The 23,015-nt window shown below is 52.4% G+C and carries 18 protein-coding genes; 14 read left to right on the top strand and 4 right to left on the bottom strand.

Features of this window, described 5'->3' with window-relative positions; all coding sequences use genetic code 11:
- Positions 1 to 19: 19 nt before the first annotated feature.
- Positions 20 to 1,780, bottom strand: a complete 1,761-nt coding sequence (locus MKY59_RS01095; RefSeq protein WP_339275570.1) for a methyl-accepting chemotaxis protein — start codon at positions 1,778 to 1,780, stop codon at positions 20 to 22.
- 274 nt (positions 1,781 to 2,054) lie between these two features.
- On the opposite strand from MKY59_RS01095, the gene MKY59_RS01100 reads away from it, so the two are divergent.
- From MKY59_RS01100 to MKY59_RS01130, 7 genes are all read left to right on the top strand, one after another.
- A complete protein-coding gene (locus MKY59_RS01100) occupies positions 2,055 to 2,753 on the top strand; it encodes a PspA/IM30 family protein (protein ID WP_339275571.1) in 699 nt (232 codons plus the stop codon).
- Positions 2,754 to 2,825: 72 nt separating this feature from the next.
- Positions 2,826 to 3,857 carry a TFIIB-type zinc ribbon-containing protein gene (locus tag MKY59_RS01105; protein ID WP_339275572.1) on the top strand — a complete coding sequence of 344 codons (1,032 nt, stop codon included), beginning with the start codon at positions 2,826 to 2,828 and terminating at the stop codon, positions 3,855 to 3,857.
- Between the two features lie 41 nt (positions 3,858 to 3,898).
- The gene (locus tag MKY59_RS01110; RefSeq protein ID WP_236420419.1) at positions 3,899 to 4,657 is read left to right on the top strand and encodes a TPM domain-containing protein; all 759 of its coding nucleotides are present in this window, start codon (positions 3,899 to 3,901) and stop codon (positions 4,655 to 4,657) included.
- A 42-nt stretch (positions 4,658 to 4,699) separates the two neighbouring features.
- A complete protein-coding gene (locus MKY59_RS01115; protein WP_236420342.1) occupies positions 4,700 to 5,710 on the top strand; it encodes an SPFH domain-containing protein in 1,011 nt (336 codons plus the stop codon).
- Positions 5,711 to 5,947: 237 nt separating this feature from the next.
- Entirely contained in the window at positions 5,948 to 6,181 is a 234-nt protein-coding gene (locus MKY59_RS01120; RefSeq protein ID WP_236420418.1) for a DUF896 domain-containing protein, read from the top strand.
- 94 nt (positions 6,182 to 6,275) lie between these two features.
- The gene (locus tag MKY59_RS01125) at positions 6,276 to 7,241 is read left to right on the top strand and encodes a ring-cleaving dioxygenase (RefSeq protein ID WP_236420341.1); all 966 of its coding nucleotides are present in this window, start codon (positions 6,276 to 6,278) and stop codon (positions 7,239 to 7,241) included.
- A gap of 35 nt (positions 7,242 to 7,276) precedes the next feature.
- Positions 7,277 to 8,365 (top strand): low temperature requirement protein A, encoded by a 1,089-nt coding sequence (locus MKY59_RS01130; RefSeq protein ID WP_339275574.1) that lies wholly within the window; start codon positions 7,277 to 7,279, stop codon positions 8,363 to 8,365.
- A gap of 187 nt (positions 8,366 to 8,552) precedes the next feature.
- Here the strand turns inward: MKY59_RS01130 and MKY59_RS01135 are convergent, their stop codons facing one another.
- Together MKY59_RS01135 and MKY59_RS01140 are read right to left on the bottom strand one after the other, a co-directional pair.
- Positions 8,553 to 9,227 (bottom strand): class D sortase, encoded by a 675-nt coding sequence (locus MKY59_RS01135; RefSeq protein ID WP_339275576.1) that lies wholly within the window; start codon positions 9,225 to 9,227, stop codon positions 8,553 to 8,555.
- A gap of 86 nt (positions 9,228 to 9,313) precedes the next feature.
- On the bottom strand, positions 9,314 to 10,495 hold the full coding sequence (locus MKY59_RS01140) for a response regulator (protein WP_236420338.1): 1,182 nt from the start codon (positions 10,493 to 10,495) through the stop codon (positions 9,314 to 9,316).
- A 529-nt stretch (positions 10,496 to 11,024) separates the two neighbouring features.
- Here MKY59_RS01140 and MKY59_RS01145 point away from each other — a divergent pair.
- Both MKY59_RS01145 and MKY59_RS01150 read left to right on the top strand, forming a co-directional pair.
- On the top strand, positions 11,025 to 13,811 hold the full coding sequence (locus tag MKY59_RS01145; protein WP_339275578.1) for a glycoside hydrolase family 3 C-terminal domain-containing protein: 2,787 nt from the start codon (positions 11,025 to 11,027) through the stop codon (positions 13,809 to 13,811).
- Between the two features lie 106 nt (positions 13,812 to 13,917).
- Positions 13,918 to 14,109 carry a hypothetical protein gene (locus MKY59_RS01150; RefSeq protein ID WP_236420336.1) on the top strand — a complete coding sequence of 64 codons (192 nt, stop codon included), beginning with the start codon at positions 13,918 to 13,920 and terminating at the stop codon, positions 14,107 to 14,109.
- 172 nt (positions 14,110 to 14,281) lie between these two features.
- Here the strand turns inward: MKY59_RS01150 and MKY59_RS01155 are convergent, their stop codons facing one another.
- Complete coding sequence (locus MKY59_RS01155; protein ID WP_339275580.1) at positions 14,282 to 15,187, bottom strand: AraC family transcriptional regulator; 906 nt, start codon at positions 15,185 to 15,187, stop codon at positions 14,282 to 14,284.
- A gap of 231 nt (positions 15,188 to 15,418) precedes the next feature.
- On the opposite strand from MKY59_RS01155, the gene MKY59_RS01160 reads away from it, so the two are divergent.
- The 5 genes from MKY59_RS01160 to MKY59_RS01180 all read left to right on the top strand — a co-directional run bounded on the left by MKY59_RS01160 (position 15,419) and on the right by MKY59_RS01180 (position 22,793).
- Complete coding sequence (locus MKY59_RS01160; RefSeq protein WP_339275582.1) at positions 15,419 to 16,885, top strand: alpha-L-fucosidase; 1,467 nt, start codon at positions 15,419 to 15,421, stop codon at positions 16,883 to 16,885.
- Positions 16,882 to 18,645, top strand: coding sequence for a beta-galactosidase (locus MKY59_RS01165; RefSeq protein ID WP_339275584.1), 1,764 nt, complete (start codon positions 16,882 to 16,884; stop codon positions 18,643 to 18,645). Before MKY59_RS01160 ends, MKY59_RS01165 begins: the two co-directional genes overlap by 4 nt.
- Positions 18,646 to 18,757: 112 nt before the next feature.
- A complete protein-coding gene (locus MKY59_RS01170) occupies positions 18,758 to 19,624 on the top strand; it encodes a sugar phosphate isomerase/epimerase (protein ID WP_339278298.1) in 867 nt (288 codons plus the stop codon).
- 477 nt (positions 19,625 to 20,101) lie between these two features.
- A complete protein-coding gene (locus MKY59_RS01175) occupies positions 20,102 to 21,160 on the top strand; it encodes a Gfo/Idh/MocA family oxidoreductase (RefSeq protein ID WP_339275585.1) in 1,059 nt (352 codons plus the stop codon).
- A gap of 217 nt (positions 21,161 to 21,377) precedes the next feature.
- The gene (locus MKY59_RS01180) at positions 21,378 to 22,793 is read left to right on the top strand and encodes an alpha-L-fucosidase (protein ID WP_339275587.1); all 1,416 of its coding nucleotides are present in this window, start codon (positions 21,378 to 21,380) and stop codon (positions 22,791 to 22,793) included.
- The last annotated feature ends 222 nt before the right edge of the window (positions 22,794 to 23,015 follow it).

Here is a 23,015-nt window from a genome sequence, read left to right on the forward strand (position 1 = left end):
GTCGGGAAGACAGGATGTCCTATGCCTGCAATTTGAAGCGGCTGATCAGCTCGCCCATCCGGATGACGCTGGCCTTGACCTGTTCGGACTGGTCGGATACGTCGCCGGATTGTTCTGTTGCCGATACCATCTGTTCGGCAATATGCTGCGTGGACACGGCCGATTGTTCGCTGGCTGCGGCAATTTCCTGAATGGAGCGAACCATCGTTTCAATGGATTCATTCGTCTCCTGTATGATGTGGAACAAACTAGCCGATGCATTTTTGTTCTGGTTTGCATGCTGTGCGTACTGTTCTGCCGTTTCTTGAAGCAGCATCGCATTTTCATTGACTTGTTGGGACACCCAGGCGAGCAGTTCCCGAACATGGGAGGACAAGTTGGTAACGGAATCGACGACCTCAACGGTCACCTGCTGGATTTGATCGGCAGCCTGGCGGGAGCCGTCCGCAAGCTTGCGGATCTCATCGGCCACGACCGCAAAACCTCTGCCGGCGTCTCCGGCTCGTGCGGCTTCAATCGAAGCGTTGAGGGCAAGCAAATTGGTTTGTGCCGAGATGTTCAGGATGGACTGGGAGAGCAGGCTGATTTGATCCACCGCCTGCGCACGCACTAAAGCATTGCTCAACCGGGTCTCGGTTTGTTGATACACTTGTTCCGCGGCCTTGCCGGATTCCTCTGCACGGGCTACCAACTGATGAGCTTGTTCAATGCTTTCTTCGGCTTGGACCACGCTCTCCTGGGCTTTGCTGCCGATGAAATGGGCCGATTCACGGATGTTATCCGCCGATGAGTTCATCGTTTCCGTATACGCGGACGTCTCCTGCATCGTGGCTGACAGCTGCTCTACGGTAGCGGAGACGTCCAGGACGCTTTTGTTCAGCTCCTGCATGCTGGCATTGGTGTTTTCGCTCATCGCATGAATGGAGCGGGATTCTTCCGCTACGCCCGTAATGATATTCACCGTGCTTGCCGTCATTTGGTCAATGGAGCGGGCGATGACGCTGATCTCGTTTTTCCCCTGTAATAGCTCGGGATTCAATGTCGCATACATGCGCCCTGCCGTGATTTCCTGGCAATACTGGGTGATGCCTTTCATTCGGCGGTGAAGGTTGCGAACGGTGATCCAGGTCCCGCCGACCATAAGAACCAGAAGAATGATTTGAAGGAAGCCGAGTATGCTGGCATGGTTTTGTATGTTGGTTTCGGTTTGTTCGAACAGGGCGGCCGATTGTGCTTCATTGTACTCGGCCAGAGCGGTTAACGATTCAACGATCGCGGTGCTGTTCGAGTTGATGCGATTGCGTTCCTCCTGGTCGTAGGTGCTGGTATTTTTCTTGGCCTCCATAATCTTTTCGATATCTGCATAGTATGTATCCAGCTTTTGCTTCAAGTCGCCGTACATGCCCTGTTCTTGCTCGTTAAGATGTTGTGAGGAATAGCTGTTCAAGCCTTCGGACACGAGCCCTTTTCCTTTTTGAACCTGTTGATATTGCTTGTCCGTGTATTCCGATTTATCAAGCACCTTGGTATAGTTGGCACGCATGTTGTAGAAGTCGGCTTTGATGCCGAGAATGATGGCTTGATGCTGGAACCGGTCCTTGTATAACGTTTCCTGACCGTCTTGCGCGCCTTTCATGCCGTCCATGCCGACGAGAAATACGACGAACAAGGCGATCACGTTGAAACTGACCATCAAAATGAAGGTTGTCGTCAGCTTCAGGCGGTTTAGCCAAGCGAACCTGCCTGAAGAAGATGGTTCCGAATCGGATTTGCGAAACATATAGAATCCCCCTTGTTGTATCGATCCGTGCCGTGATTGGGCCGGATGTAATGCTATCCTGCTCAAGCATCGTGCACTTGCCACGAATCGTGATATCTATATGGATATATCGGAATATGGGACATTATGGAACAGGTAGAAAGTGGATGATTTTTAAATAAATGATTTAATATTGAAAGTTGTTATATGTTTGAATCGTCATAGAAAAATGAAACCTCTGATGTAAATTCATGTATTATAGTAAAAATGGTTACTTACTGTAGGAGGTACGGACATGGGCGTGTGGACGAGATTCAGGGATGTCATGAAGGCAAATGTAAACCATCTGCTGGAACGGGCGGATGATCCGGAGAAGGTTGTGGATGCATGCATGCGAAGCATGAACAGCGATCTGGGCCAGGTTAAGGCAGAAACTGCAGGCGTATTGGCTGAAGAGAGCCGGGCGAAGCGGGCGGTGGATGAGTGCGCAGCAGAAATCCGGAAACTCCAGCGGTATGCCGAAAAATCGGTTCAGGACGGCGATGAGGACAGGGCAAGAGGATTTCTGGAGAAGAAAGCAAAGCTGGCGGGTAAAATGGGCGAGCTTCAGGCGGCCCATGAACGGGCGTCGGCCAAGGCGAAAATGATGAAACACATGCAGGATAAGCTGGTATCCGATCTGAATCGGCTTGAATCCAGGCATGCGGAGCTCAAGGGAAAAATGGCCGATGCCCGGGCGCAGCAGCAGGCAAATGAACGGAATGCCGCGCTGCGGAGTGCGGATGCTGCCTTTAAAGCGATGGAGGAGAAGGCAAATCAGGCGCTAAATGAAGCAACGGCGCTTGCCGAGTTGCGTGCAGAAGCACAAGGCGACGATTTGGATGAATTGATTGCGCAGCTGGAGCGCGAGATGAATGCTGAGCCACGCGGTGGAAACGAGGCACTCACAACCGAGGAGGAGCTCCGGGCCCTGCAAGAACAGCAAAGGAAGTAATCGTCAGCTCTGCGTAACTTGACTTGTATGGAAGGAGCAAACGACCGATATTACAGACATGGGGGTGGGCAAATGCCTGTCATTGAATATAAATGCCCCAATTGCGGCAGCGGCATGATGTTTGACAGCGTTACAGGAGCATTGTCCTGTCCGAGCTGCGGACGGAAGGACGACATTGAGCAGCTTCCAGACCCTTTGAAGCGGCAGGTCTTCGAGGCAGGAGAGGTGAAGGAGTACCATTGCACCAGCTGTGGAGCCGTTATCGTAACCGAACCGGAGACAAGCGCCACGACATGCAGCTTCTGCGGATCGGCGGTGGTGCTGGCGGACCGATTGAGCGGGGAGTTGGCGCCTGCCAAGGTCATTCCGTTTTCGATTGGAAAGGAAGAGGCGAAGCGAGCGTTTAAAAAATGGTGCAAAAAAGGTTTACTGACACCCAGCTTTTTCATGACAGCGGACCGGATCAAGGGAATCACCGGAATATACGTGCCGTTTTGGTTGTATGAGCTACATAATAAGGTTGTTGTAAGCGGTACGGGGACCAAGATAAGGACCTATACCCAAGGAGATTTTGATTATACGGAAACCAGGTACTTCAACATTTATCGAAGAATACGGCTAAATTTCGTAAATCTTCCTATTGATGCTTCCGCCAAGATGAACGATGCATTGATGGATAAACTGGAGCCGTTTCCTCAGAACAAGATGAAGGAGTTCAAAACCCCTTACTTAGCCGGATACATTGCAGAGAAGTACAGCTATACTGATGAAGAGCTGCTTCCTAGGGCGAAGGACAAGATGATGCCATATATCGACGAGTATGTGTCTTCAACGGTATCACAGTACAACAGCGTCAGCTTCACGGATGAACACATCGATACTGCGATGAAAAAGGCGGATTATGCATTGCTCCCGGTGTGGATGGTGCAGTACGACTATAAGGGGAAGGAATATACCTTCGCTATGAATGGTCATACGGGCAAGATTGTAGGCAAGCCTCCTATAAGCAAAGTTAAGGTTACCGCTTGGTTTACGGGGATCGCAGGAATTTCTTTCGTGGCCCTCAAGACGGTTTCATGGATAATGGGAGGGGGATTCCTTTGAAAAATAGGGCGAGAGGATTTTCATTGATTGCTCTTGTCTTGTTGGCGGCCTGTTGGTTGTTTCCATTATTCGCAGTGGATAAGGTGGCGGCAGCCGGAAACAAAAATTTGATTTACGATAAGGCTGGACTGCTCTCCAAACAGGAGAAGGACGAGTTGAATCGGCTTGCCAATGAGTACGGTGCCGAACGGGAAACGGACTTTATTATCTATACGTCCAACAATGAGGCAAATAAGGATGTACAGCTAATGACAGAGGATTTCTATGATAAAAAGGGTCCCGGTTACGATAAGGCTCACGGCAATGCCGTCATCTTGGCCATGGATATGCACAATCGAGAAATATACTTGGCCGGCTTTTATAAAGCGAAGGAGTATCTCGATGACAGCAGGCTGGATAAGATCAGGGACAAGATCACGCCTGATCTGACTGACGGAAATTATGAGATGGCCTTTGAAAAATACATTCGATTATCGTACAAATACATGGGATATGAGCCTGGTGTAAACCCAGAAAATATTGTATTTAAGTTGTGGTTTCAGCTTGGTGTTTCCATTGTGATAGCTTGGATCATCGTAGCTGTGATGGTCTCGCGTTCAGGAGGCAAGGTGACCGTCGATCGAACAACATACCAGGATTCGGCAACTTCCAGCGTAGTAGATCGGCGAGACGAGTATACTCACACTACCGTGACCAAACGCAGAATTGAAAGCAGCAGCGACAGTTCAAGCGGCGGCGGAGGCGGCGGGGGTACGACCAGTGGCGGGCACTCGCACAGCGGCAGCCGGGGATCTTTTTAGGATGATGGCGGCTTATTGATTTCAGGAAAGGAAGGGATAAGGATGGGTTTTTTCAGGAACCAATTTGCAAACGTGGTGGAATGGGAAGAATTCAGGGATGACATGATTTTTTGGAAATGGAGCAACCGGGAAATCAAAAAAGGCAGCAAGCTGGTGATCCGTTCGGGGCAGGATGCCATTTTCCTCAACAACGGCAAAATCGAAGGCATATTCGAGGATGAAGGTTCGTTCAGTATCGAATCGGACATCATTCCGTTTCTGTCTACATTAAAAGGATTCAAATTCGGCTTCAACAGCGGCATGCGGGTTGAGGTGCTGTTCGTCAACACCAAAGAGTTCACCGTACGGTGGGGCACGCAGAGCCCGATTCTGATCCCGACGCCGCAGCTTCCCGGGGGCATGCCGATCCGAGCGAACGGCACGTTTAATTTCAAAGTGAGCGACTATGTCACACTGATCGATAAAATTGCGGGCATCAAACAGAGCTATCTCGTCGAGGATGTCAAAATCCGCATGACCGCCGTATTGGATCAATTGCTTATGAAGTGGATCAGCCGGGAAGGCAAGGACATGTTCAACCTGCAGGCCAATGCCGCCGAAATTGCGCGCGGAATCCGCGAGGATCTGGACATGGAAATGATGGACATCGGCATTGGCATTACCGGTTTCCAAGTTATGAGCTTTAATTATCCGCAAGAAATCCAGGACATGATTACGAAAACAGCCTCCCACGAAATGATCGGCAACCTTCAGAAATACCAGCAGGTCAGCATGACGGACGGCATCGCTTCGGGCAAGGTGAAGGGTGGGGGAGCAGCTTCGGACATGGCAAGCATGATGATGGGCATGAACATGGCGAACGAAATGCTGAAGAACATGAATCAGGGCAATGCAGGTCAACATCAGAACCCGAACCAGCAGCAAGAAGCCGGTCAGTCCAATGCGCAGGGAGGAAGCGCCCCTTCTTCCAATGCACCGAATTTTTGTCCGAATTGCGGAACCAAAAACGAAGGCTCCAAATTTTGTCCGAACTGTGGTCATAAACTGGGGTAACACGAATGTCTCCCGCCGGGGAGGCGGTATAAGCTGGCGGACGGGTGAACTTGCACCCGGTGGCCGGCTTTTTTTCTCTCCCTGTAGTTGTACGGCAAGGCATTACCCGCCGGGTGGAAAACAATGATTTATTTTTAGTTGAAAAGTGTTGACAAAGTGAACGAGATATATTATCTTTAAATCAAGATATTTAATATAAAACAAAACAAACACCACAATAAAGGAGAGATCAAGATGATTATTCCAATGCTGGACAGAATCAACGAGTTGTCGAGACAGGCGAAAGAGAATGGTTTGACGGAAATGGAGAAAATGGAGCAGGCCCGCCTGCGCCGGGAATATCTTCAGGTCTTCCGCGGCTCGGTCAACGACATTCTGCTGAACGCAACCATCTATGATCCGAATGGCGATGACGTCACTCCTGACAAACTGAAAGCAAGACAGGAAGAAATCGCGAAAGACAAAGAATAAATTTTTTTACTCATATATCTTAAAATAAAGATTATATAATTCAAAATAAATAAACAAAACAAATAAAAATGGTATACACTTAGGAGGAATTACAATGACTATTCAAACGACAGGCATCCACCACATTACCGCATTCGCTGGAGACCCACAGGCTAACGTTGACTTCTATGCCGGGGTTCTCGGACTGAGACTGGTGAAAAGAACCGTTAATTTTGACGCACCAGACGTGTACCATCTGTATTTCGGGGATGAACACGGCAGTCCAGGCACCATCATCACGTTCTTCCCGTCAGCTGGTGCACGTCGCGGCCAGATTGGCGGCGGCCAAGTCGGCGTAACGACGTATGCCATTCCGGTCGGTGCGCTCGATTTCTGGCAAGAGCGTTTGGAGGGTTTCGGTCTTAACGTGACGAGAACAACCCGCTTCTCCGAAACATTCCTACAATTCGAGGACACCGAGGGGCTGCGTTTGGAACTCGTTGAACGTGAGGAAGGAGCAAACAGCACTTGGACGCAAGGAAGCATCCCGGCTGATAAAGCGATCAAAGGATTCGGCGGCGCCGTGTTGTTCAGCGTCAATCCGTTGAGAACGATGGATGCGCTGGTACGCATTCTGGGCTTCGTCAAAGTGGATGAGAACGCAGAGTATGCCCGCTTCCGCTCCATCGGTGACCTGGGCAACGTGATCGATGTGCCTGTAGAGCGTATTCCGCTTGGAACGGGCGGGGCAGGTACGGTGCACCACATTGCATGGCGTGCCAAAGATTTCGAGGAGCATGATCAATGGAGGGATGCCGTGTATCAATACGGATACCAGCCTACACCGATCCGGGATCGTCAATACTTCAATGCCATCTACTTCCGTGAAGCGGGCGGAATCTTGTTCGAAATCGCGACGGATCCTCCGGGCTTTGCAAGAGACGAACCCGCCGAGACCATGGGAGAAAAATTGATGCTGCCGGATTGGTTCGAACCGCACCGCGATCAGATCGAGGCGAATCTGCAGCCGATTGAAGTACGGGTATTGGAACCTGCGGGCACGACTTTGGAGCAAGGCTAATTAACATTTATTTTGCTTAAGAGAAAGGGAAGAGGATGATGGAAAAAAAGGTAACCTGGCTGGAGCTGTTCTATGATCTGCTCTTTGTCGCAGCCGTGTCCAAGGCAGGCCATGTCCTGCTCCACGCCGAGCATGGCATTATCCCCTATGATTATCTGCTGAAATTTGTGTTGATTTTCATTCCTGTCTGGTGGGCCTGGGTCGGCCAGACGATGTTTATCAACCGCTATGGACAGGATATTCTCGCACATCGCGTGTTCCTTATCCTGCAGCTCCTGTCCGTGTTGGTCATGACGGCGAGCCTATCGGTTGATTTTGACCAGTATTATCTTCCCTTTTTCATCGGCTACATCGGTTCAAGAGCCTTCACGGCGATCCAGTATTTCTTGCTCCATGGGTCCAAAAGCGACCATCACCTCAATGCGGCGCGTTTCTTGGGCCTAAGCTTCCTGATCGGCATTGCGATCTCGTCGTTCTCCCTGTTCTTCGATTCTTGGGTTCGATACCTCATCCTGTACGCCGGCATTGCGGTCGATATCATTCTTCCGCTGATCGGCCGCAGACGCTTGGTGAAAGTGCCGATCCATACGCACCATTTGATGGAACGCTTTGCCTTGTTCACCATCATCTTGCTTGGGGAATCCGTCGTTAGCATGATTGCAGTGCTGCAGCTGGACCGCTGGAACCTGGAGTCGATCCTGTTCATTGCCTTTACGGCAGTATTCGTGATCGCGATGTGGTGGCAGTACTTCGATAATGTGGAGAAAAACGTGAGCAAAGAAATTCGCACCTCCGGGCAGGCGATGATTTACGGCCACCTGTTCATCTATATCTCGATGAGCATGATCGCAGCCTCGATCCAGCTGCTGTACTTGAACAAACTGAACTACGGCTTCATGCTTGCCTTTGCATTCGGTTCGTTGCTGCTGTACTTCGCTTCCACCGCGCTGGTGTTCCACCAGTACAAACACGCACATCTGCGCATGCGCCCACTGCAATTGGCGATACTGCTTGCAATCGTGGGAGTCAGCATCGTCGTGGATCTTGTCTACCATGTGCCTAATTATGTCGTGATGGGGGAGAATATGATTTTCTTCCTGGCTTATGCGAAGCTGACGACTTGATTTGAAGTAATCTAGAGTTTTGAGAAAAGCTGCGAACATTGTTCGCGGCTTTTCTTTAATTTTTTCGCAGCATCGTTGGGATTTTCCATTGTAAACGGGTGATTGAATAGCGCCAAAAAACTCCCGCCGGAACGGGAGCCTCTTTTTCAGCAAGAACATATGGAAACCAACGGATAAGAATCGATATCTACGTATGGGAAGCGGAAGATGGAGTTGCAACCGCTCTGACAATCAGACGGTGAGTCGGGTTAATGAGCGGATCACAAGTGATCAATGTAAGCACTTGGCCCAGTTTGGGATCTTCCAACACCGATAAATCGGTAGGCTCAACGACGGTGATTCGGTCAACCTTGTAGTTGATCGTTGTTCCGCCAGCCAGGGTGACCTGAATATCGTCGCCGATCTCAAGCTCTCCGAGCCGATTGAACAGACGGCCTTTCTTGTGCGCGCGATGGGCTGCGATGGCAGCGTTCCCTTCAGACCCAATCGGGGAGGTCTCTACCAGATGAGTCGCCGCGACCTTCATGTTTTGCACGGTGGCATCCTCCAGGATCGGCAGACGGACGTCGATTTTGTCGATGGAAATCAAACCGATTGCGTCTTGGGTGGAGTCCAATAGCTGATTCACTTCCGACCCCGAGAGATTTGCTTCCTCTGCTCCTTCTGTAAAGGAGGAGTTCAATTTGGACAGCCCGCTTTGCAGGTTTTGCGGAGAAGCGGCAGTCTTTTTAGGGGCTGCGAGCTCCTGTTCCAGCCGACTCATGACCCTTGCCTGCTGCCAGTCGTTCCATTTTTCCTGCAAATATGGAAAGCTAATCACCAATGCTCCAACCAATATGAACAGCATGGAGAGTTTTTTCATGGAATTGCAATGCTCCTTTGATTCAAGAATGACGATTCATTCTTTAGTGTAAGGAATGAACATCTACAAAAACTCAACAATGCAATTTATGCCTGCTTTAGAGAGCGCTTCTGGGGTTCGATACCGGCCTGCTCGACAGACCATTCCTCAAAAGTAGCGGGCAGCGTAATGCCAAGCTCTTCCCAGTACAAGTCTTTCATTTCCTGATAATGAGCCGTCGCTGCATCATGCTCGCCCAGATCCACATAGAGTCCGATGAGTCCCAGATGCGTTTTTTCACTATAAGGGTGGACGCCGAGGATTCGTTTATACTCATTGATCGCCTCGTGAACCTTGCCTGCCTGGATGTAGAACTGGACGAGATTCATGGAGTGATGGAGCCAGAGCAGCCGCAGCCGCTGACGTTCTCCTTCTGCCCAGTGGTAATCATGGTCTGCCAGATAGTCGTTGACATACAGCTGGTTCAGCTGGTAGTGCTCTTCGTAGTTTTCTTCCGTGATCTCGCCCAAATTGCGGATTCCCTGTTCGAATCGATCCACGTCAATGATTACTTGCAGCGTATGAAGCGTATACCCTTCGCCGCCGCTTGCATTTACAATTTCCACAGGCATGCCCGCTTGTTCAAGACATTTGCGGATATGGTATATGGTAGTGTACAGATAAGTCGATGCTTTTTTGAAATCCTGGTCGGGCCAAAACTCCTGAATGAGCAGGTCCTTGCTGACAAACTGGTTGCGATTATGCAGCAAGTAGGCGAACAGCTCCTGAGCTTTGGTTGTGCGCCAGCGAAATTGGGCCTGACCCGCTTCGCGGTTCGGTCCGTTTGGGACGTAGGCTGGACGCAGCGTCTTGAAACAGCAGATCATCTGGCCTGCAGGCTCATTGGGCAGCGATTTCGTCAGCGTCATACGTTCCATCACACGTTTCATCGATTTGGCCAGGCGCTCGGCTTGAACTGGTTTGAGCACGTAATCGAGGGCATTCATTTCAAAAGCATCAATCGCATAACGGTCATAGCCGGTTACGAAAACAATATCGGATTGCGGGCTCGCCGCTTGCATCATCTCCGCTGCTTGCATCCCGTTCACCTCCGGCATGACGATATCCAGGAAAATCACGTCAGGTTTGTGTATTTTCGCCTGTTCGATGGCTTGTAGCGGATTGGTGCAGCTGTCCACGATTTCGACATCGGGCAAAATGTTTAAAAGTTGTTTGGTCAGAACTAAAATAGCAAGTTTCTCGTCGTCCACCAACAATGCTCTGATCATGAGATATACAACCTTCTTCCCCAACATTATAAAAATAAGTATATATACGTTCCAGTGAAGCCGTAAAATTCCCGTAATGAGAGGAAAAGCCCATTTTAACAAGGACCATTTCCCTTGAACGCGCATCGAATGATGCCTTTTTTATGTATGGGCCGCGGCCCCCATAAATAATGACTTGCTTTCGTGCTAGGTGTGATGCTGCACCAAACAAAGAAATCATGCAAATCAAAACAGACTACTAAACCTAACCATCATATCAAACATTGAAACATCTCCATAGTAAATCGGTTTTTTTCTCAAGTTTCTTAATATAATCTCGTGTTTTGAATAGCCATGCAAGTCCTAATTGTCAGCCGGAGAACGTCCGATTTATGAACAATATTAATGAAGTTTCTAAGAAAAACGTTTTCGTATTTATTTTCCGCCATGGAATCTGGTAATATGAGACTAGATACAGGTGAATTACTCGGCTTCAGTCAACGAGATCGAGATTCATGGGTATGGAGATGATAATCAGGAGGGGAAACGGGTGAGCACAAATCAGATTGGTGTTCCTTTGGAAGGGTTTGCAGAATTTAGCCGGACGGTTGCTGCCGAAGGGGCCGTTTTGCTTAGAAATAACGGAGATTCACTTCCTATTCGAAAATCCGAAAACGTTTCAGTTTTTGGCCGAATTCAAGTGAATTATTATCGCAGCGGAACGGGTTCCGGCGGTAGTGTGCATGTCGCCTATACAACCAACTTGTTGGATGGGCTGCGCAGCAAAAAACAGATCAGCGTCAATGAGGAACTCGCGGCCGTTTACGAAAAATGGATTGAGCAGAATCCGTTCGATGATGGTGGCAAAGTCTGGGCGGCAGAGCCGTGGAACCAGAAGGAAATGCCGCTGACGGATGAATTGGTGGCTCAGGCAAGAGCGAAGTCGGATAAAGCAATCATCGTCATCGGCCGTACGGCGGGAGAAGACCAGGATAACGCTGACGCGCCGGGAAGCTATCAATTGACGGAAGACGAGAAAGCGATGCTGAAGCTGGTTACCAACCACTTTGAACAAACGATCGTAGTTCTGAACGTATCCAATATCATCGACATGAGCTGGCTGGATGACGAGAGTTACGTCAACCCGATTCAAAGCGTGATCTACTCGTGGCACGGCGGCATGGAAGGCGGAAACGCGATTGCGGACGTTCTGGTCGGCGAAGTGACGCCAAGCGGTAAACTGACGGATACGATTGCTTATTCGATCCATGACTACCCTTCGACCAGCAATTACGGAAATGAATTCAAGAACTTGTACCAGGAAGATATTTATGTAGGGTACCGATATTTCGAAACGTTTCGACCGGAAAAGGTCCAGTTTGAATTCGGGTACGGCCTCTCTTACACCACATTTGCAGTAGAGACCGAAGAAGCCCAAGTCGTAGCCAAGAACGACAAAACTTGCATTGAGATCAAAGCTGTGGTAACCAACACGGGTTCTGTCCATGCTGGCAAAGAAGTTGTGCAGGTGTACTACGAAGCTCCTCAGGGTAAATTGGGACAGCCTGTCAAAGCGTTGGTTGCCTTTGGCAAAACAAGCTTGCTGCAGCCGGGAGAATCGCAGACGCTGACGATCAGCTTCCCGGTAGATTCCATGGCTTCTTACGATGACGCCGGGGTGACCGGACATGCTTCCGCTTATGTAATGGAAGAAGGAACATACCGTTTGCATGTCGGAACCAGCGTCAAACAAACGGAACATGTGAAGGTCGATGGGCAGGAAGGCTACGTCGTGGAGTCCGTACGGGTTGTCGAGCAGCTTGAAGAAGCGATGGCACCCGTCGAGTCGTTCACACGCATGAAACCGGGAGCGCGCAAGGAAGACGGGTCATATGAGCTGACCTATGTGGAGGCTCCGAAACGCAAGGTCGACATGGCTCAGCGGATCGAACAGCGTCTGCCGGCGACGTTGGAGCAGACCGGGGACCAAGGGTACAAGCTTCAGGATGTGAAGGATGGCAAAGTGAGCCTGGAAGCCTTCGTCGCCCAATTGAGCGATCAGGATCTTGCAACCTTGATCCGCGGTGAAGGCATGAGCAGTCCGCTCGTTACGTCGGGAACGGCCTCGGCATTCGGCGGCGTGAGCGATAGCTTGTTCAAGCTTGGGATCCCGGTGGCTTGTACAGCCGACGGCCCGTCCGGCATCCGTATGGACAGCGGCGAGAAGGCCACGCAGGTGTCCATCGGAACACTGCTGGCAGCCACATGGAATACACAGCTGGTGGAAGAATTGTACGTGATGGAAGGTCAAGAGCTGCTCCGAAACCAGATCGACACGCTGCTCGGCCCTGGCCTCAACATTCGCCGCAGCCCGCTGAACGGCCGCAACTTCGAATATTTCTCGGAAGATCCGCTCATTTCGGGACAATTCGCGGCGGCTTGTACGCGTGGCATTATGAAGGGCGGATCGAACGCCACGCTGAAACACTTTGCCTGCAACAACCAGGAGAAACACCGCAGCAAAGTGGATGCCGTCGTATCCGAGCGTGCGCTCCGCGAGATTTACTTGAAAGGCTTCGAAATTGCCGTCAAGGAAGGCGGAGCCAACTCCGTGATGACGTCTTACAATCCGGTTAACGGACACTGGGCAGCTTCGAACTACGATCTGAACACAACCATTTTGCGTGGAGAATGGGGCTTTGAGGGTATTGTCATGACCGACTGGTGGGCGATCATGAATGATGTCGTTCAAGGCGGAGCAGCCGACCGTAAATACACCAACTGGATGATCCGCGCCCAGAACGATCTGTACATGGTTGTGCCGAACTATGGCGCGGAGATCAACGGATGGGACGACAACACGCTGGAGTCGTTGGAGAACGGCACGTTGACGCGTGGTGAGCTTCAGCGCTCGGCCAAAAACATTTTGACGTTTATTCTGAACGCTCCGGTCATCTCCAGAAAACTGGAATTGAACGAGACGGTTGCCGCGTTCAAAGCTGATTCAGCCCTGTCTGCCGAAGGTGCGCAGGCATTGGCGAACGATCCTCAAGTGAAGCCGGCAGTAGGCGAGCCTGTGCGCATGAACGTGACTCAGGCCGGCGAATACCGGATCATCGTGCAAATCATGTCACCGGAACCGGAGCTGGCCCAAAGCGCCTGCAACGTGCTGCTGGGCGGCCAATTGATGACGACCATCCAGACGAACGGAACGGAAGGCAAATGGATCCGGCAGCGCCTGGTGAAAGTGCAGCTGGAGGAAGGCGTGTACGAATTGACGCTGGACTTCACCAAGCCAGGTTTGCAGATCGATTGGATTGAATTTAAACTGGTTTAAAGCAGCTTGTCGCCTGTGACGCGAAACATGATCATATAAATGCTGCTATGGAGGAATCCGTGAGAGGGCTGAACGCTGAACAAACTGTTCCGGGAGGTCGCGAAACGTGAGAAGGTACAATTTCTGGAGTCCGATCCTGTTGATTGCGGTGGCGCTGATTACGAGAAGCCTGGTGACCAACTTGGCCCTGCTCTTTGGCCTGTCGCATGAGGCAGCCAGCAATCTCGCCATGATTGCCATGATCATCGCTGCACTTATTATGTATACCCGCATGACGAAGGCACGGCGCAAAAAATAATAAAACAGTTCACACAAAGGCCCCTGCATTTTAGCAAAGGCCTGCCATTCAGACACCCTTGAGGTGTCTTTTTTTCGTTATTTCTAGGAGGGGGCATCCCCGTCGACGCCTCCTACGGCGAATGCAGGGAGAGACTTTCATTCCTTTCATTCCTTTCTTCCGTACAATCCCCTCAGGCCCGAGGCCGCGGGCGAAACTGGTTGGGCGATAATCCCGTGCCCCGCCTGAACTGCCTGGAGAAATGACTGACGGAATGATAGCCGAGCTCATCGGCGATGTCCTCGACCGTTTTGCTTGTGCTTACCAGCATTTGCTTGGCTCGGTTGAGTTTGGTTTCAGTGAGGTACTGGCGTGGTGATATGCCGTATATTTCTTTGAACACTTTGGTGAATTGGCTGCGGCTCAGATTCAGTTCGTCCGCTGCCTGGCTTATGGAGCCTTCGCCCGAGATGAGGTGCTGCAGCTTCTCTTCAATGAGATGGGCCGTGTCGGCTTTATGAATGGTCGAATGCAGCGGTTCGGCGGCCATCGACTCCTCTTCTACCTTCACGGCCAGTCGGAGAATTTCCTGAATAATGAGCAGAATGTAGGCCTGGAGCGCGATTTTCTGGACAGGGTTCAGCGTCAGGCGTCGTTCCGTCTCCGCGGCGGGCATCTCGCCTGCAGACGCCAAACTGGGCTGCATCTCCCGTTCGATGTGTGCGACGTATTCCGTCAACCCAGCCATTTCCGCCATGGAGGCGGGAAGAAGATGGTATTCGCGTTGGCTCAGCGTCTTGCGTATGGAGTAATCGTCCATATCGAAGTGTATGTCGAAGAAACGAAAGCAATCCTCGCTTTCGGCCATATTCTCCATTTCGTGCCGGGTACCCGAACGAATGAACAGCCAATCTCCGGGCCGAAGCCGGATCTCGAGATGCTGCAGCTTCAGCCTAGCTGTTCCGGCCTGGCAATACATGATTTCATACAAATGATGGTGATGTCTGGGATATCGCCAACCGGGCGGTTTGGCGCCGAAATGGCAGCCCGTAATGTGCAGCGTGTTGGTCATATTCGGAAAAATCACGTCAGTGTACATTTCGTCGCCCCCAACGGTCATGTTGCCAAGATTATATCACTCGGATGTAGGCTGTAAAAGATGAACTTGACGCTTGGCGCATGTCGCAGAAAAGGTAGTCCGCTGAGGATGAAATGGCACAAAAGGTCAAAAAGCCGGACGTTTTGTGAATGGTGGTTGGCAATCTCGGCTTTTATGATAGATACAAGGGGTTAGCCCACCATTGCGGTACGGAAAAGGAGGAGGGCATGCATGGTACATTCGGGAACACCTGCGAGCGATTGGATCAAAGCGGCGGCACGGATCGTTCCATCCGAACGGCAGCTGGCTTGGCAGGAGATGGAATTCTACGCGTTCATACATTTTACGGTAAACACGTTCACGGATCGCGAATGGGGAACGGGAGACGAGGATCCGGCGTTATTTGCTCCCACGGAACTGGATGCGCGCCAGTGGGTGCGAGCGTGCAAGTCGGCCGGCATGACCGGGCTGATCCTGACCTGCAAGCACCATGACGGATTCTGCTTATGGCCAAGCAAGCACACGGATCATACCGTGTCCGCGAGCCCGTGGCGCGAAGGGAGAGGCGACCTCGTTCGCGAGGTCGCGGAGGCGTGCCGCGAAGGCGGGCTGCGTTTCGGCATATACCTTTCCCCATGGGATCGGCATGAGCCTTCATACGGCGATTCGGCGCGTTACAACGCGTTTTTCCTGAACCAGCTGCGTGAACTGTTGACCGGTTACGGCGAGCTGTTCTGCGTATGGTTTGACGGTGCTTGCGGGGAAGGACCAAACGGCAAACGGCAGGAATACGACTGGCCAGCGTACTACGCGCTTATTCGCGAGCTTCAACCGGGGGCGGTCATTTCGGTTTGCGGTCCGGACGTGCGCTGGTGCGGCAATGAAGCCGGATGTGTGCGTTCTTCGGAATGGAGCGTCGTCCCTGCGCATATGCAGGATAATGAGAAGATTCAGGCCGAATCGCAGCAGGTGGATGACGGACAATTCGCCAGCCGCATCGGCACGCAGGATGACGATCTTGGCAGCCGGGAGGTGATCCGGCGCCATTCGCGGTTAATCTGGTATCCGGCCGAAGTGAACACGTCGATCCGTCCCGGCTGGTTCTATCATGCCAGCGAGGATGACCAGGTCAAGTCGCTGAAGGAATTGCTTGCCGTCTATTATGGGGCGGTTGGCGGCAATGCCACCTTTTTGCTGAACCTGCCGCCTGACAAGCGGGGGTTGATCCATGAACGCGATCTGGAGCGGTTGAACGAGCTGGGCAATCATCTGAGGGAGACGTTCAGGGACAATCTGGCGTTACGAGCACGTGCCGAAGCATCGGAAGCCCGGGGTGGGAAGCATACACCCGCCATGGTGCTGGACGGCGACAAGCAGACATACTGGTCCCCTCGCGAGGGCACGGAGCAGGCATGGTTGCAGCTGGAACTGCCGGGAAGGGCGATCTTTGACCGAATCGTGCTGATGGAACATATCCGATCCGGCCAGCGGATCGAACGATTCAGACTGGACGCGCGTACTTGCGATGGATCATGGCAGGAGATCTACTGCGGAACCGTGGTGGGTTACAAACGAATTTGCTGTTTTGATCCAGTTGAGGCTGACGCTGTTCGTCTGACTATAGAGCAATCCCGGTGGTGCCCGACATTATCCGGGTTTGGCATATATAGAAGCACCGCGAAGGAGGCGAGGGCATGACGGTCCTGCAGATTGAAAACGGGCAATTCCTCTGGGAGGATCGCCCCTTCCGGATCATTTCCGGCGCGATCCATTATTTCCGGGTGGTCCCCGAATATTGGGAGGATCGCCTGCTGAAGCTGAAGGCTTGCGGTTTCAACACGGTCGAAACGTATGTGCCGTGGAACCTGCATGAGCCGGAACCTGGCAAGCTTCGTTTCGATGGGCTGGCCGATATCGAGCGATTTGTCCGGTTGGCCGGCAGCATGGGGCTGCACGTCATCGTTCGGCCCAGCCCGTATATTTGTGCGGAATGGGAATTCGGCGGTTTGCCCGCCTGGCTGCTCGCGGAAGAGGGCATGCCGCTGCGGTGCGCGGACAGCCGGTTCCTGGAGAGAGTGGACCGGTATTATGATATGCTGCTGCCCAAGTTGAAGCCGCTGCTCAGCACGCAAGGCGGACCAATCATTGCGCTGCAGATCGAGAACGAATACGGCAGCTACGGGAACGATGCCCGTTATTTGTCCCATTTGCGGGACAGCATGCTGAGGCATGGGATGGACGTGCCGCTGTTCACCTCGGACGGACCGACGGATGCCATGCTGCAGGCAGGTTCGGTACCGGGCCAACTGGCAACGGTTAATTTCGGTTCGGGCAGCGAAGGCGCATTCTCCAAGCTGCGTGTATATCAGCCGGACCAACCGCTGATGTGTATGGAATTTTGGAACGGCTGGTTCGATCATTGGGGTGAGCGGCACCATGTCAGGGATGCGGCGGATGTGGCGCAGGTTCTGGATGACATGCTGTCTGCCGGAGCTTCGGTGAATGTCTACATGTTCCATGGCGGCACGAATTTTGGGTTTTATAATGGAGCCAACTGCCAGGAGAAAGAACGGTACGAACCGACCGTCACCAGCTACGATTACGATTCGCCGCTGAGCGAATCGGGGGAACCGACCGCCAAATTCTATGCGGTAAGAGAGGTCATCGGGCGGCATATCGAGCTCGGAGAGCTGGAGCTTCCCGAACCGGTCGGCACGATGGCGTACGGGAAGGTGGAACTGCCGGAACAGGCGCCGCTGTTTACGCGGCTGGATGCGCTTTCGTCAGCGGTGCGGCGCAATTGCCCGGAGCCGATGGAGAAGCTGGGCCAGGATGTTGGCTTTATTTTGTACCGTACACGGATCACTGGCCCAAGGGAGGAGCAGGAGCTGGTGGTGCAGGAGGTGCGGGACAGGGCGCTCATTTTTGTGAACGGGACATACCGGGGAGTATTGGAACGGGGCAATGCCGAATTGTCGGTTTCCTTTGCCGTGCCGGAGGAAGGTGCCGACATCGCCATTCTGGTGGAAAACATGGGACGCATCAATTACGGGCCGTATCTGAAGGACCCTAAAGGCATCACGGAAGGCGTGCGGCATGGGTTTCAATTTTTGTACGATTGGACGATCCATTGCCTGCCGTTGTCCGAACTGTCCGGATTGCAATTCGAACGGGTTGAGAGCGCCGAGGGACCGTGTTTTTATCGGGGGCAGTTTGACGTGAATGAAGCCAAGGATACGTTTTTGCGGCTGGATGGTTGGACGAAGGGGGTTGCGTTTATCAACGGATTTAATCTGGGGCGTTACTGGAACAAAGGGCCGCAGCAGACGTTGTACGTGCCAGCTCCCTTGCTTCGTCCGGGTGGGAACGAACTGATCGTGTTTGAGCTTCACGCTCCGGCGGAGAGGGCCGTCACCTTTGTGGATCGGGCGGTGCTGGACGTGGAAAATGGAAAATAGAATACCGCGCGATTATCGGCAATTGTGCGATGGAATGAAACACGGTATACGTTGGATATAAGCAAATAAGTGAGTGGTTCAACTACACGAAACGGGAGAGAGGATGGGAAGAATGAAAGTTGGCCTTAGCACCTATAGTTTGCAGCAAGCGTTAAATCGCGGGGACATGACGGTTCTGGATGCCATTCGTTTCATCGCCGAGCAAGGGGGCGAGCATGTGGAGATCGTGCCGATGGGTTACAGTCTCGTGGATCAGCCGGATTTGATTGGCCAGATTCGGGACACGGCCGCCGAAGTCGGGATCGACATTTCCAACTATGCCATCGGGGCGAATTTCGTTGCTTTGGAGAGCGAAGAGGCATTGGAGCAGGAAATTCGGAATGTGATGAATCATGTGGACATTGCCGCCGCGCTCGGCGTGACGCGAATGCGCCATGACGTGGCTTTCCGCCCTGCGCATGAGGGAACGGTGGCCCAATTCGAGACCGATCTGCCGATCATTGTGCAGGCGTGCCGGCGTATTGCGGATTATGCGGCAGAGCGCGGCATTACGACGAGCCTGGAGAACCACGGCTATTACGTGCAATCGAGCGAACGCGTTCGCCGGGTGCTGCATGAAACGGCGCGGGACAACTTTAAGACAACGCTCGACGTTGGCAACTTCCTGTGCGTGGATGAAGATCCGATCAGTGCGGTGAAAAACAACATCCCGTATGCTTCGATGGTTCACGCGAAGGATTTTTACTTGAGGCCGGAATCCCGGAATCCGGGGGAAGGCTGGTTCCAAACCGCCCATGGCAATTATTTGCGCGGGGCGATCGTAGGTCATGGCGACATCGACATGTACGGTGTGTTCCGCGTATTGAAACAGTCCGGGTATGACGGATATATCTCGGTCGAGTTTGAAGGCATGGAGGATTGCCGCACCGCCTCGTGCATTGCCATGGATAACGTGCGCAGGCTGTGGGAGGAAGCTTAGGGGCCTGATGGAGGTTAGACGGCCGGAAGAGCTTTAGTGTAACACGGTAGGGAAAGCAGCCACAGATGCATGGGCAAAGCTTAGTGTCTGGGCAAATGCCCAGATAATGACCGGAAGGAATAGTTCAAGAATGATGCTCTGTGTAAGGTGTTCCGAGGAAAAGTAGTTGAAGAGGCCGACACCTGAAGAGTTCTAACGAACATTAAACACCTTATACTGTCTGATTAGCTTCCTTTTAAATTCTAACGAACCTCAGCAGCGCTATTTGGGTCGAAACACAAGTAATATGCCCGAATCTGGTGGAATAACGTGCCTGAGGTTCGTTACAGCACCGACAACCTGGATTTCCGATAAATAAGGTGTCTGAGGTTCGTCAGCGGGTAGCCGTGCGTTGCCATTATGCATTTCATCCTAAATGAAAAATCGAAAGCGATAACAACACCAACACCAATACCACAATCATGGAGGGGAAAACCCATGTCCAAACTGAAAGTTGCCGTCATCGGCGCAGGTTCAATCTCCGACTGCCATTTGCAGGCATATGCCGACAATCCTGACGTTGAAATCTATGCCATATGCGATCTTAACGAAGAGCGTGCCAAAGACATGGCGAAGAAATACGGCGCTTCCCGCGTGTTTACCGATTATCGCGACCTGCTCGCTATGCCGGAAATCGATTCCGTGAGCATCTGTACCTGGAACAACTCGCATGCCGAGATCAGCATCGCCGCGCTGGATGCGGGCAAAAACGTGCTGTGCGAAAAGCCGCTCTGCCAGACCGTGGAAGAGGCGCTCGCGGTCGAGCAGGCCGTCAAACGCAGCGGCAAGCTGCTGCAGGTCGGCTTTGTCCGCCGCTATAGCGACAACGCCCAGATTTTGAAGCAGTTCATCGAAGCGGGCGAGCTTGGCGACATTTATTATGCCAAGGCTTCCTGCCTGCGGCGGCTGGGCAATCCGGGCGGATGGTTTTCCGACCGGGAACGCTCGGGCGGGGGTCCGCTGATCGATATCGGGGTACATATCATCGACATCTGTTGGTACCTGATGGGCAAGCCGAAGGTGAAGTCCGTTTCTGCCAACGTTTCGAACATTTTGGGCAATCGGGCGCATATTCGCAACCTGTCGTTCTACAAGGCGGCCGATTACGATGCCTCCAAAAATAACGTGGAGGACATGGCCAATGCGATGATTCGCTTTGAGAACGGGGCAAGCCTGCTGATTGACGTCAGCTTCACCCTGCATGCCAAATCGGACGAAATGTCGATCAAGCTTTACGGCGACAAAGGAGGAGCCGAGCTGGAGCCGGAGATTATGGTCATTGGCGAGAAGTTCAACACCATTTTGAACATGACGCCCCAGGTCGATTCCAAGTCCTTTGATTTCATGGGTTCCTTCCGCAACGAAATCAATCATTTCATCGATAGCACGCGAGGCCGCAAGGAAACGCTCAGTCCGGTCGAGGACGGCGTCGAGATCATGAAGATTTTGTGCGGCATTTATGAGTCGGCGCGCCAGGGGCGCGAGATCGAATTGTAAAAGAAGGCTGAGTCACGCGCATATAGCCATGCCATCGAGCAAGGTAACACGGTAAAACGAGATTACGCGAGCTTGATTGAACCATCGTTGACCGACATACCGCCGCTCCATCATCGAGCGACGAATATAATACGGGGATCCAACCGAACTATCGCACGCCACCATTGCTGCGCTATAGTTGGACCCTCGGATCATGCCGAACGAGGAGATGAACGCCATGAGCGAAACGCAGGATACCGTATTGGAGCAGGAAGAACAGGTGGTCGAGGCGGGAGTGCACAATTTCAGCAAGGAGGACGAGTGGGTCAAGCCTGAAGACCCGCTGCTCTTGGAGCGCTTGGAGTGGTTCAAAGACCAGAAGCTGGGATTCATGATGCACTGGGGCCCTTACTCGCAGCTTGGATTGGTCGAATCGTGGGCGCTGAGCGATGAGGATGGCGACTGGTCGCGCAACGACGTGGACTGGACGGACGACATGGAGCAGTTCAAGCGGGAGTATTTCGATCTGAACAAAACGTTCAACCCCATTCGTTTTCAGCCCGATGAATGGGCGCAATTGGCGGCAGACAACGGCTTCAAATACCTGCTGTTCACCACCAAGCACCATGACGGCTTCTGCATGTGGGACACGCATACGACCGATTACCGCATTACCGGCCCGGATACGCCGTTCCATCGTCATAAATACGCGGACATCTGCCGCGTGCTGTTTGATGCGTTTCGTGCCCGCGGGCTCGGCATTTCGGCGTATTTCTCCAAAGCGGACTGGCATACCCCTTATTACTGGGCACCGGGAATGGAACGGGGACGCCATATGTGGCGCGGCCCTTCCTACGATCCGAAGCAGTACCCGTGGCTATGGGAAAAGTTCGTGGAATTCACGCATGAGCAGATCATGGAGCTGCTGACCAAGTATGGACGGATTGAATGCTTGTGGCTGGATGCCGGTTGGGTCCGTCCCGGACGGCACGGTCAGGATATACGCCTGGGCGAAGTGGTTGAGCGGGCCAGACGGAGCACGCAGCCATGGCTGCTGGCAGCGGATCGTACCGTGGGGGGCCCTTACGAAAACATCGTGACGCCGGAGCAGACGATCCCCGACCGGCCCATGAACATTCCGTGGGAAAGCTGCATTACGGTGGGGCATTCGTTCGCCTTTGGCTTCGATGACCAGTACAAGTCGCCAAGGCAATTGGTTCACCTTTTGCTTGAAGTGGTGTCCAAAGGAGGCAATCTGGCACTCAACATCGGTCCGCAGCCGGATGGGCGACTGCCCAAAGGCGCTGTGAGAAGCATTCAGGGCCTTGGCGAATGGCTTGGCGTTCACGGCGAAGGCGTATACGGCACCCGAATCTGCGAGCCTTTTTATACGGGAGAGTGGGCGTTTACCCGCAAGGAAAACGTGGTGTATGCTTTCCGTTTATACCAAAAAGACGAAGTCCCGGAGCAACCAGGCGGTCGGCTAATCATCCCTTACCAAGGCGAGGTCAAGCAGATCGAAATGATTGGCATCGACGGAGCACTGGCATATCAGCGTACGCATGATGGATTTGCCGTGGAGCTTCCACGAACGGAAAGCACAGATGAAGGAGTGCCGATTACCTATACCTTCCGTTTGATCGGAGCGGAGTAATTTTAACGAGTTGCCCGATGACTAACTTTTACTATTTCACCCGAAAAATCCTTGAAGACCACGACGGTTTTTGGGGATTTTTTGGTGCATGCTTTTTTTCGCAGATTCACGGAACGTGGAGGATAAAGTGCCGTTTTTCCTTGATGGTACAAGGGGTTTTCGAATTTGGAGAGGTGGGAGAAAAGTGTGAATTGATCGTTGAGGGTGCAACAGAGTACGATC

Origin of the sequence: Paenibacillus sp. FSL W8-0426 (assembly GCF_037969725.1) — a bacterium.
Classification (GTDB): Bacteria; Bacillota; Bacilli; order Paenibacillales; family Paenibacillaceae; genus Paenibacillus; species Paenibacillus hubeiensis.